Source organism: Flavobacterium algoris (assembly GCF_048158525.1).
GTDB classification, from domain to species: domain Bacteria; phylum Bacteroidota; class Bacteroidia; order Flavobacteriales; family Flavobacteriaceae; genus Flavobacterium; species Flavobacterium algoris.
In genome coordinates this window covers 26,415-38,766 of record NZ_JBLNKT010000017.1, presented here as the reverse complement: position 1 = coordinate 38,766, position 12,352 = coordinate 26,415, and the positions used below count along the sequence as shown (strand labels likewise).

The window sequence follows — 12,352 nt, the reverse complement described above, 5'->3', positions numbered from 1 at the left end:
AATTTGAAGTATGAAAAAAATTGCAGTAATAGGTTTAGGATACGTTGGACTACCATTAGCAAGATTATTTGCGACAAAATATCAGGTTGTAGGATTTGATATTAATCAAAATAGAATCGATGGATTGCGTTCTGGGACAGATAGTACTTTAGAAGTTTCAGACGCTATTTTACAAGAGGTTTTGGTGAATGGATTTTCAGGACAAAACGGCTTGTTGTGTTCTTCTTCACTAAACGAGATAAAAGATTGTAATTATTATATTATAACTGTTCCTACACCTGTTGATAAAAACAATCGTCCAGATTTAACTCCACTGTATAAATCGAGCGAAACTGTTGGTAAAGTTTTGAAAAAAGGTGATATCGTCATTTATGAATCAACGGTATACCCTGGTGTAACAGAAGAAGAATGTGTACCTGTTTTAGAAAAAATATCCGGATTGAAATTTAATGTTGATTTTTTTGCGGGTTATTCTCCTGAAAGAATCAATCCTGGGGATAAAGAGCACACGGTAGAAAAAATTTTAAAAGTTACTGCTGGTTCCACTCCCGAAATTGGTGTTCTAGTTGATGATTTGTATAAAAGTGTCATTATTGCTGGAACCCATCTAGCGCCTTGTATTAAAGTTGCAGAAGCCGCTAAAGTAATAGAAAATTCACAACGTGATATCAATATTGCTTTTGTAAATGAATTAGCTAAAATATTTAATTTAATGGATATTGATACCCATGCTGTTTTAGAAGCAGCAGGTACAAAATGGAATTTTTTACCGTTTAAACCTGGATTAGTGGGAGGACATTGCATAGGAGTTGATCCTTACTATCTAGCTCAACGTGCCCAAGAATTTGGATACCATCCTGAAATTATTTTAGCAGGTAGAAGATTAAATGATAGTATGGGCGATTATGTAGCTTCTCAAGTAGTGAAGTTGATGATTAAAAAAGAGATTGCTATAAAAGGCGCTAGCTTGTTGATGTTAGGTATCACCTTTAAAGAAAATTGTCCAGATGTGCGTAATACTAAAATAGTTGATGTAGTGAAAGCATTAAGCGACTACGGAATTCAAGTCACTATATTTGACCCGATGGCAAATCCTTCTGAAGTAAAACATGAGTATGGTTTAATTACAACAAAAATAGTACCGGACAAACAATTTGATGCTATTGTTTTGGGTGTAGCCCATAAAGATTTTTTAGGTTTAGATTTTAATAAATTGAAAAGTGACAAGGCTATTGTGTATGATGTAAAAGGAGTTACAAATGGAATTTCAGACGGTAAATTATAAAGCCCACAAATAAAACAACAGATTTCAAATGAAATTTTTATATCTTTTATTGTTGTTCTTTTGGGTATTATTGCTAGAAAACACCTTAGGAGAAAATGCAATATTATTTAAAATATCCGATGGTTTAGAAATTAGAGCATCATTAATTATAAAAGCCGCATTTTTTTTTCTTAATTGTATTTGTATTTATAAACAAAAGAAAATAAATAAGTGCTTTGTCTTTATAGGTATATTTCTTTTGTTTTTATTACTGTCAACTTGCTACACATTACTATTGAATGCGTCTTATTTTTTAAGTAGTTTTTCACAATTTATTCATTTTTTTTTAAACTTCAATATTGTATTTTTTGTTTTTTTATATGTAAAAAATATAAATCAAATGTTTTTTTTCATAAAAGGATTAACTTATTTTGCTTATTTCAATGCCTTTTTAGTTGTTTTATCTTATTTTTTTCCAATATTATTTTCTGGTTTCGAAGCGAGTACTTCTGATGATGGAGTTACTCGATCATTTGGTTTAATGGGAGACGAGGTTAGTTTGTTTCTGACTTTTTTTCTTTATGCAGAGCTGGTAAAAAAAAATAGATATGGAATGTTTATATTTTTAGCGGCTATAATATGCACAGGGGGTATAGGTGCAACTATTACCACAGCTTCTTTGTTTTTCTACCATTTTTATAAAAACCTTAAGTTGAGCCAGTCATTAATTATAAAGACTGGTTTGTCTGTATTCTTATTTCTTTTTTTTCTGATCGTATTTTCCAGTCAATTACAGCAGCTTTCTGTTGTTTCCAGAATTAACCAAAACCTTTCTGGATCTGAGGAAGGTACTGGGCAATTGCGGGTTTTGTCGTTGTTAAATGGTTTTGAGATGTTTATGAAAAGGCCTTTTTTTGGGGTAGGATACGGGTCTTATAATCAGAATGTTATGGCTGGTTATAGTGGTTTGATTGAAAGTGCGGGAAATGTAATGTCTGAAAGTACTGCGGGTAATATTCTTGGCTCGACGTATAATCCTTTTTTACAAATTGTTTGTGAGGCAGGTTTAGTGGGATTGACTTTTTTTATATATCTAATAGTTAATTTCTTGAAATTATTAAAAATTAAATTAGAAACTAGTTCCATATTAGTTCAAAATTTTAGAGAAGCTTCCTATGGGTGGTTATTAATTTTTATTATAACTTGTTTGAGTGCTAATTGGTTTTTACCAGCCTCTTTTCTATTGTTGTTAATATTGACTTTAGTAGGCTTGAATTTAAAATTAAATAATTTATATAAAAAATAGTTTTTCTATAATGTTAAAAAAAATAAGCCAAATAGCTTCTTGGAATATTTTGTCTGCATTTTTAAATTTCGGACTCAATTTTATTTTAGCCAGACAACTAGGAAATGCTTTTTTTGGTGAATTTTCTCTATATAACGCCAAAATAGCTTTGTTAGGATTGATTTTTATAATTATACCATCAAATTTTGCTGTTGTTAGATTTCAAGACGAAAAAGGATTTAAAACTATTTATTTTTCTTTTTATGTTTTTGGAACCTTTGTTTTTTTATTATTACTTTTTCTTTTTTACGGAATAGGATATTTAAATCTCCCTATATATTCTATGTTCCTCTATAGCTTTCCAATGTTTTTTCTTAATTTTTTTGATTGTGCATTACAGGCAGACAATAAATTGAAACAATATTTCAAAATTCTATTTATTATATCGATTACGAAGCTTTTGATTTTTTTAGGAGCTTATTATATCGGATATATACATGGTATGAATGAAGTCGTTTTTGTAATTGGTATTGGAAATACTCTTTGTATGATTTGCTTAATTCTTAAATACCGAAAAACTTATTTTTCGGATATTATGTTTCTAGAGACTATACGTTTTATTATTGTTAATTTTAATAATTTCAAAGGCTATTATTTTAATAATATTATCAAAAGTTTGGCAGATAATTTTTTTATTTTTCTATTCAATGGAATTTTAAATAAAAGCCAACTTGGGTTATTCTCTTTGTTCATAAAGGCACAATCTTTTAGTTTTTCTTTGTTCAGAATACTAGAAGCTTTTTTAATAAATAGAAATAATAATGATGCCCATTACGAGAAAATTAATAATAAAAAATACTTCTTAGGAATATTTTTATTATTGGTGACTTTTTTGATTTCTATTGTATATATGTACTCTTTGAACGCTAAGATATATTTAATAGAGTCATTCTTGATAAGTGCATGTGCTATTTCTTATTTGGAATTACTAATGATTAGATCTCAATTAATACTTCACTACGATAATAAGTCGATAAACATTACTATGATTATAGAAATGTCTGTTATGTTTATTTTTATGTGTCTAATGAAGTTATACTTCATTCAAGGGACTGTTATTATCTGTTTGTGTTTTGTTTTATTTTCATCAATTTTCAGAGTGTTATTATTGAAAAAAATTATTAAAAAATAATTATGTTAAGTTTTATTGAAATAATTATCGTGAAAATTAAATACCGAAAAATTGTTTTCCAAAATGTTGGAAAGAACTCGGTATTTAAACTTTGGAACAGTAGTTTTATTTATCCAGAGAATATTTCAATTGGAGATAATGTGTATGTTGGTCCTGGCGCCTATTTTGATGCGACCGGAGATTTAGTAATTTGTAATGGAGTTATATTTGGCCCGGAAGTTACTATTTATACCAGATCACATAATTATGACAGTACTTGTTTAGAAGCCTTGCCTTTTGATCAGAAAATGGTTGTTGCTCCTGTAGTAATAAAGGAGTATGTATGGGTGGGAACAAAAGTAATTATTTTACCAGGAATTACTGTTGGTAAAGGGGCTGTTATAGCTGCAGGTGCTGTGGTTACAAAAGATGTCCCAGAATATGCGGTAGTTGGAGGAAACCCTGCCAAGGTTTTAAAATATAGAAATAGAGAGCGTTTTGAAGAGTTGGCGAGTAGTCAAGAACCTTTTGTCTACAATAAAAAGGGGCATGGCAAAGAATTTATTACTAAGGAAAAATTATTGAATAAGTAAAAATGTCAGACAAAAAATTAATATACATACTGAATCACTATTCAGAAAATAGTAGCCAGCATTTTTTTCATGTTCTCAATTTATTAGAAGAGATAGCACAAAACGGAGTTAACATAAATTTAATTATTGAAAAAACAGAGGGGAAACCAATCGTTAATAATTCTAATATTAAAGTTTTTTGTTTAAAGAAAATCGGAATTTATAGATTATTTGAGTTATATGGATTGATATCTCAAATGCAACGAGAAGGATATAATAAACTATTTGTTAGGATTACTAATTGGGGAGCTATCATGGCTATTTTAAATTCATTTATTTCCAAATTAGAAGTGTATTATTGGCATAGCGGTACGGTTTTCGAATTTGATAATGAACAGAAGTTTAGTTTGGATAAAGTTAAATGGTATTTAAAAACTAGATTGCCTTTCAATTTTATCAAGCGTTTTGTTACTTTTTTTGTAACCGGTCCTGAGAGTATGAGAGAATATTATGTCAATATGGTTGGGATCAGCGATGATAAAATTAAAGTCTTATATAATGACATTGATACTTCAAGGTTTTATAAAGTTGAAAAACAAAAAAGTGAGACTATTAAAAATGAATTAGGTATTGCAAGTGATAAAAAGATAATTTTATTTGTGCATAAATTTTCGCCAGTAAGGAAATCAAAATTATATGTGAGTAATTTTATAAAGCAATTTTATAACGAATCTCTGTTGCAAAGTTATTTGTTTTATTTTATTGGAGACGGTAAAGATAAAGATGATATTGAAAAAGAGGTAAAAGCAATGGGTTACGAGGATAAAGTTTTTTTTTTAGGTTCTTTACCAAATGCAATAGTACATCAGTTCTATCAAATTGCAGATATTTTTATAAATCCAACTCATGCCGAAGGTTTCCCTCGGGTATTAATAGAGGCAATGGCTTGCGGGCTTCCAATAGTAACGACCAATGCTGGTGGAATTAAAGATATTTTAGGTGAAAAACAACTTGATTTTATGTCTGATATAAATGATTCGAATGGTTTTGCAATTAATTTGGTAAAGCTTGCTAAATTAGAGTCTTCGGAGTTGAACCTAATAAGAGATGAAAATTTAGAAGAAATAAAAAAATACAGTACTCAAAAAGTGGCCTTAATGTATATAAAAACTATTTTTAATGAGTAATTTACTTCACCTATCTGCTAACATATATCATGGGATAAACAAAGCAGATCATAATTATAAAATTTGGAATGAGTTGGCAATGGACTTTGATAAGTATTATTTATTAGCAAGATCTTCCAAAAATAAATTTGAAACATTTAGGGAGAAAAATATTACTTTAATTTTAATTCCCAAAATTATAAATCCTGCACGTATTTTTATTTTAACAAGTTTTTTAATTTTTTTTTACCTCAAAAAACTAAAAATTACCCATATCCTTTGTCAAAGTGCTATTTTTGGCGGAACAGCTGCTATACTTGCAAAAAAAGTATTTAATATACCTGTTATGATAGAAATTCATGGTGAAGAATATTTTCGTATCATGAATATTCAAAAAAGACATTTGAGATTACTATCTAAATTTTTAATTTCAATTTATAAAAGTGCGGACAAAGTGAGATCTTTAAATCCTTTTATGACTAAAAAATTATATGATTTAGGGATTAGCGATAATGTAGTTGAGATTTATAATCGAGTAAATTTAGAATTATTTAATCAAATTAAATCAGACTATCACCTACAAGATGATGTATTGAAACTTGTTTCAGTTGGAAGATTTGTGAAAGAAAAAAATTATGAAAATTTAATCAAATATTTGAGTAAATCACCATTGCAATATCATTTGACTTTAATAGGTGGAGGGGAGTTAAGTGATAATTATACCAAATTAATAAAGGAATTAGAACTTCAAAAAAATGTAACTCTGATAGATTGGATTGATCAAAAAGATTTTATAAAGATATTAATTAACAGTGATATTTATATTCAATCTTCTGTCAGTGAAGGTATGCCAAGAACTATTGTAGAAGCCATGGCTTTACAAATGCCTATTATTTCAACAAAAGTTGGATCTATTGAAGGAGTAATTGAGAATGATACAAATGGTTTGTTAGTTTCAACAGATGAAGAAGAAATTATTAGAACAATTATGAAAATGGGCAGTTCGGAAATACTGCGTTCAAAATTAGCAAAACAAGCACGAAAGGATGTTATTGAAAAATATGAATGGAATTCTGTATTTAATAAATACAGAAACGAAATCATTTCAATGAAATGAAAATATTAAGATTTTGTTTGAAAACACCGCCTATTAAAGGAGGAATGGAAGCGCATATTTACCATTTGACAAATGAACAGATAAATGATGAACATGATGTAACCGTAGTTTTTAATGCTGGAGAAAAGGTTTCAGTTCAGGATATTAAAATTTCCAGAATAAAATGGTTTGCTATAAAACCTCAATTTATAGGAGTGTTAATGTTCGGAGCAATTTCAATATTCGATTTATTAATAAAAAATAAAAAATTTGACATTGTTCATGTTCATGGAGATTGGAGTGCAATATTTATTGGAAGATTAATAGTATTATTTGGAATTGCCAAAAAAGATGCTTTAACTTTTCATGGAGGAATACAAAATAATTTTTCTCATCAAAAATTACTTCCCTTTTTTTTAAAAAAGGTCTTTGTTACTTTTGCTACAGGATATGAAAGTTATCAGTTTTTAAAAAAATATAATTCAAATACACATTTCCAACCAAGTGGTGTAAATCCCTTTTTTTTTGAGACAAGAAATAAAAAAAAGGAAGATAAGAAATATGATGTAGTTTCTGTGGCTAATTTTTTCCCGGTTAAAAATCAAAAATTTATTTTAGAAATTGCCGAAATATTAAAAGAATATTCGTTTATATTAGTTGGTGATGGTCCTACACAATTAGATGTTGAAACCATGATTAAAAAAAGAAATTTGTCTAACGTTTCTTGTGTAGGTTTTAAAGATTATGAAGCCATAGCAGTTTTGATGTTCGAGTCGAAGGTTTTTCTATTAACTTCTTTAGAAGAAGGAACTCCAACTTCTATGATGGAAGCAATAACAATGGGACTACCAATTGTTATTTCTGATGTTGGAGGTATTTCAAATTTTATTGGAGAGGCAAATGGAAGTGTTCAAAAAGAGTTTAACCCAGAATTATATTCTGAAAAAATAAGAGAATTAATAGAGGATAACACTATGTATAACACTATGAAGGAAAATAATTTTATTTTTTCAGCACGGTTTGAATGGAGTTCAGTGGCAAAATTTATAACTTCAAAGTATGAATAGAATTAAGATGTTGCATCTTATTACAGGATTAGATGTTGGGGGAGCAGAAAAAGTAGTTTTTGATTTATCACGTTCATTAAAAGCTCTAGGCCATGAAGTCTTTGTGATAGGAATTAGTGACAAAGATCGCCTTAGAGAATTATTTATAGAACAAAATGTTAATGTTAGAACACTAAATGTTGTAAAAACTGTACCATCTTTTATTAGGGGCTGTAAAGAATTGTATGTTTTTATTAAAAAAAATGATATTAAAATCGTTCATGCCCATATGGCGCATGCTTTAATTATGTCCGTTTTAATAAAGTTAGCTATTCCAAAACTTAAAATTGTATTTACTTCTCATAACTTCAATTTAGGCTCTAGTATGCGGGAAATAATAGTAAAAGTATTTAAGCCGTTTAGGAATAGTGACATAATTTTCTCTAAAAATATGCAAAAAAGTATATACAAGAAGGATGCTATAATTATTCCTAATGGAATAGATACTTTGCAATATGAATTAGACGCAGAGAAGAATGCTGTATTTACTTTTTTATGTATTGGTAGAATAGAACCCGTTAAAAATCATAAATATTTAGTTGATATCGCTGTAGCATTACAAAAAGAGTTTGAATTTGAAATTCATATTGTTGGCGAAGGCTTTCTTAAAAAGGATTTGATAGCTTACATAAAGGAGAAAAATGTAAATTCAAGATTTAAGTTTTTAGGATATCGAAAAGATATAAATGTAATTTGTAATCAATCTCATGTGTTTGTTTTGCCTTCATTATGGGAAGGACTTCCAATTTCTTTACTTGAGGCGGGAGCTTCATCAATGCCCGTTATATCTACACCGGTAGGAAGTATCCCAGAATTAATAGACGATAGTGCGGGTTATTTGGTTGAATTAAATGAGTTTTTAGATAAAATGAAATTCGTATATTTTAATTATAACGACGCTATAATTAAGGGCAAACAATTAAGAGAAAATATTAAAGATAAATATGACTTAAATCATATTGTTGATGAACATATCAAGGTTTATGAAAAACTACTATAGATTGACTATAAAAATTTTAAGAATTTGAGAATTTAATTTTGAAATTATAAAATGAAAAGAGATAAAGTTCTCCATATAATTACTGTTTCTTTTGTTATTAATCATTTTTTTGGGAAACAATTTTTTTATTTAAAAAATGAAAGTGGTAATGAGTATCATTTAGGTTGTACTTCATCTAAAGAATTTTTTGAACTGTCAAATGAATTAGAATACATTCCTTTTGAAGTTGAGATAACAAGGTCAATCAGTCCTTTGAAAGATGTTAAAGCAATAATTAGAATTTATCAATATATCAAAAGGAATAATATTACCAAAGTTGTGGGGCATACACCAAAAGGAGGAATGGTAGCCATGATTGCATCCTTTTTCGCAAATATTTCTGATCGTATTTATTTTCGTCATGGAATAATATATGAAACCAGCTCAGGAGCTAAAAGAATTTTGTTAAAAAACATTGATAAATTGACCGGTTTTTTTGCGTCAAAAGTAGTTTGTGTAAGTCAATCAGTAAAGGATATTAGTGAAAAAGATAAGTTAAATAATCCTGCTAAAAATGTAATTTTAGGTTTAGGGACTTGTAATGGTATTGATACTGAAAACAAGTTTAATCCCAGTAAAACAGATGCTGCTAGTTTAAATATGTTAAGATCTAAATATGCTATTTCCAGAGATGATAAGATAGTAGGGTATGTTGGTCGTTTGGTAAAAGATAAAGGAATTGATGATTTGATTCAAGCTTGGGAAATAGTGAAGTTAAATTACTCAAATGCAAAATTATTATTAGTCGGCCCGATCGAACAGCGAGATTCTATATCGGATTATTCTAAAAATAAAATTTCAGAAGATCCATCTATTATTTTTACTGATTTTGTTATTGATGCTTCACAATATTTTTCGCTAATGGATATTTTTGTTTTGCCAACTTATAGAGAAGGATTCCCAACAGTAGCTTTGGAGGCATCATCGATGAATCTGCCTGTCATTATTACAAAAGCTACTGGTTGTACAGAATCCATTTTAGTCAATAAAACGGGTTCATTTATAACTCATGAGCCTATAGATATAGCAAATAAAATTTTATATTATTTGCAAAATGATGGGGTAGCATTAAAGCATGGTAAGCGAGGGAGATTATTTGTTCAAGAAAATTTTGAACAAACTAAGATATGGAAATTAATTTCAGAGATTTTGAAAATTTAAAATGGATATAATAATAACAGGATCTACAGGATTTGTAGGAACTAATCTTCAAAATTATTTGAAGACTTCACATGAGATACGCCCTTTGAGTGTTCGTTATTTTTCCCATCAGCAAATTGATTTGGAAACGGATGCCATAATTCATTTAGCAGGTAAGGCGCATGATTTAAAGAATGTATCCAATCCTACCGATTATTACGAAGCCAATTTTGAATTGACCAAACAGTTGTTTGATTCTTTCTTACAATCGAGAGCTTCCGTTTTTATTTTCATGAGTACAGTAAAAGCTGTGGCTGATGAAGTAAAAGGTATATTGACCGAAGACGAAATGCCAAACCCTAAAACGCATTATGGTATTGCGAAACAGCAAGCGGAGCAGTATATTTTATCTCAGGAATTACCATCCGGAAAAAGAGTGTACATCTTACGGCCTTGTATGATACATGGGCCAGAAAATAAAGGGAATTTGAATTTACTCTACCAAATAGTTTCCAAAGGATTACCTTGGCCATTAGGGGATTTCCAAAATAAGCGTTCTTTTTTAAGTGTCGAAAATCTTTGTTTTGTGATACAAGAACTAATAGGAAATGATAAAATCCCTTCAGGAGTTTATCAAGTTTCGGATGATAAGTCGTTATCAACCAATGAACTTATTCAGTTAATAGGGAGTAGTTTAGGAAAAAAATATTGGATTTTTAATATACCGTCCTCCTGGATTAAAGGTGCTGCAAAATTGGGTGACTCCTTGCATTTGCCGCTTAATTCAGAACGTTTGCAAAAGCTGACGGAGGATTATGTAGTAAGTAACCAAAAAATTATAAAAGCAATAGGCAAACCCTTGCCGATTGATTCGAAAGAAGGATTGTTAAAGACCTTTCAATCATTTAAAAAATAAAATTAGAAATGACAATTGAAAAAACACCAATACAGGATTTAGTAATCATTACTCCTAGAGTTTTTGAAGACTCAAGAGGGTATTTTTTTGAAGCCTACAATCAAGCTCAATTTCATGAAAATGGAATTAACTATCAATTTATACAAGACAATCAGTCTTTCTCTAAACGTGGGGTGATTCGCGGATTGCATTTGCAAATTAATCCTTTTGCGCAAGCTAAATTGGTACGGGTCTTGGAAGGAGAAATTCTTGATGTGGCTGTAGATTTACGTAAAAATTCCACTACTTATGGGCAGCATTTCAGTGTTGTTTTAAGTGCCGAAAATAAAAAACAATTGATGGTACCTCATGGCTTTGCACACGGTTTCTCCGTTTTGAGTGAAACGGCTTCTGTTATGTATAAAGTAGATCAATTGTATCACAAGGATAGTGAAAGAGGTATTCGCTATGATGATCCTACTTTGGCCATTGATTGGCAAGTGAATCCAGATGAAGTAATTGTTTCTGAAAAGGATTTGATATTGCCAAATTTTGACCAAATTGATTGGACCTTTGTATAATATGAAAAAAATATTAGTAACAGGGGCAAACGGGCAATTGGGTTCGGAATTGAAGGTGTTGTCCAATAATTATCCTCAATTTGAATGGATATTTGCAGATAGGACCCAAGTTTCACTAGATGATTTGAAGGTGTTACAAAACCAGTTGGAGGTGATTTCTCCAAATGTGATTTTGAATTGTGGTGCTTATACTGCCGTTGATAAAGCGGAAACAGAACAAGAATTAGTGGATGTTATTAATCATTTGGCTGTTGGGATTATTGCCCAATATGCTAAAGATCATTCTGTAAAACTCATTCATATTTCTACCGATTATGTTTTTGACGGTACCTCATCTGTCGCATTGACAGAAGAAGCACTGACGAAACCTGTTAATGTTTACGGCGCCAGTAAAAGGGCAGGTGAATTAGCTTGTTTAAAAGCAAATTCGGATGCAATTATTATCAGGACCTCTTGGGTTTACAGTAGATTTGGAAACAATTTTGTGAAAACCATGCAACGTTTGTTACAAGAGCGCGATAGTATTGGAGTGGTCAACGATCAGATTGGTTCTCCAACGTATGCTGCCGATTTAGCTCAGGCCTTGATGGACATAGTAACGGCCCAAGAGTGGATGCCGGGAATCTATAACTATTCGAATGAAGGTGAAATCAGCTGGTATGAATTTGTTTTGGCCATTCAGGAAATTAGCGGCTATATTTGTGACGTGAGTGGTATTCCCTCATCGGCTTATCCTAGGCCTGCAAGACGCCCTGCCTATTCTTTATTGGATAAAAGTAAAATTAAAAAAGCTTATGGGATTAGTGTCCCTGATTATACCGAAAGTTTAAAAAAATGTTTAAATGATATAATTTCCGATTTACCTCGCCCTAAAGAATGAAATTAAAAAAGAGAACATACAATTTTCGGTTTGCCCCGCCCCTAAAGGGAGCCGAAAATCCAGAACTTCTATTTTTATTTAAGAGAAGCATCTTTTGTAATTTATTTTTTGGGACCTTCAGAATTTTGGGGTAAACAAAAAATTAATTTCGGGAAGT

General features: G+C 30.2%; 12 protein-coding genes. All 12 read left to right on the top strand.

Annotated elements, in window-relative coordinates; all coding sequences use genetic code 11:
• Window positions 1–10 precede the first annotated feature (10 nt).
• Genes ACM55I_RS10240 through rfbD form a run of 12 tightly spaced genes read left to right on the top strand, consistent with a single transcriptional unit; the run spans window position 11 to window position 12,195 of the window.
• Complete coding sequence (locus ACM55I_RS10240; RefSeq protein WP_416846674.1) at window positions 11–1,285, top strand: nucleotide sugar dehydrogenase; 1,275 nt, start codon at window positions 11–13, stop codon at window positions 1,283–1,285.
• A gap of 28 nt (window positions 1,286–1,313) precedes the next feature.
• Entirely contained in the window at window positions 1,314–2,570 is a 1,257-nt protein-coding gene (locus ACM55I_RS10235; protein ID WP_416846672.1) for an O-antigen ligase family protein, read from the top strand.
• Window positions 2,571–2,580: 10 nt separating this feature from the next.
• A complete protein-coding gene (locus ACM55I_RS10230; RefSeq protein ID WP_416846670.1) occupies window positions 2,581–3,741 on the top strand; it encodes a hypothetical protein in 1,161 nt (386 codons plus the stop codon).
• Window positions 3,742–3,743: 2 nt separating this feature from the next.
• On the top strand, window positions 3,744–4,313 hold the full coding sequence (locus ACM55I_RS10225) for an acyltransferase (RefSeq protein WP_416846669.1): 570 nt from the start codon (window positions 3,744–3,746) through the stop codon (window positions 4,311–4,313).
• Between the two features lie 2 nt (window positions 4,314–4,315).
• A complete protein-coding gene (locus ACM55I_RS10220; protein ID WP_416846667.1) occupies window positions 4,316–5,479 on the top strand; it encodes a glycosyltransferase family 4 protein in 1,164 nt (387 codons plus the stop codon).
• The gene (locus ACM55I_RS10215; RefSeq protein ID WP_416846666.1) at window positions 5,472–6,575 is read left to right on the top strand and encodes a glycosyltransferase; all 1,104 of its coding nucleotides are present in this window, start codon (window positions 5,472–5,474) and stop codon (window positions 6,573–6,575) included. Before ACM55I_RS10220 ends, ACM55I_RS10215 begins: the two co-directional genes overlap by 8 nt.
• A complete protein-coding gene (locus ACM55I_RS10210; protein WP_416846665.1) occupies window positions 6,572–7,621 on the top strand; it encodes a glycosyltransferase family 4 protein in 1,050 nt (349 codons plus the stop codon). Before ACM55I_RS10215 ends, ACM55I_RS10210 begins: the two co-directional genes overlap by 4 nt.
• Window positions 7,614–8,660, top strand: coding sequence for a glycosyltransferase family 4 protein (locus ACM55I_RS10205; RefSeq protein ID WP_416846664.1), 1,047 nt, complete (start codon window positions 7,614–7,616; stop codon window positions 8,658–8,660). The genes ACM55I_RS10210 and ACM55I_RS10205 overlap by 8 nt, the downstream gene beginning before the upstream one ends.
• Window positions 8,661–8,711: 51 nt before the next feature.
• Window positions 8,712–9,860: a glycosyltransferase gene (locus tag ACM55I_RS10200; RefSeq protein ID WP_416846663.1), complete on the top strand. Its 1,149-nt coding sequence runs from the start codon at window positions 8,712–8,714 to the stop codon at window positions 9,858–9,860.
• A 1-nt stretch (window position 9,861) separates the two neighbouring features.
• A complete protein-coding gene (locus ACM55I_RS10195) occupies window positions 9,862–10,755 on the top strand; it encodes an NAD-dependent epimerase/dehydratase family protein (RefSeq protein ID WP_416846661.1) in 894 nt (297 codons plus the stop codon).
• Window positions 10,756–10,763: 8 nt separating this feature from the next.
• Window positions 10,764–11,315, top strand: a complete 552-nt coding sequence (gene rfbC, locus ACM55I_RS10190) for a dTDP-4-dehydrorhamnose 3,5-epimerase (protein ID WP_416846660.1) — start codon at window positions 10,764–10,766, stop codon at window positions 11,313–11,315.
• Window position 11,316: 1 nt separating this feature from the next.
• On the top strand, window positions 11,317–12,195 hold the full coding sequence (rfbD, locus tag ACM55I_RS10185) for a dTDP-4-dehydrorhamnose reductase (RefSeq protein ID WP_416846658.1): 879 nt from the start codon (window positions 11,317–11,319) through the stop codon (window positions 12,193–12,195).
• The last annotated feature ends 157 nt before the right edge of the window (window positions 12,196–12,352 follow it).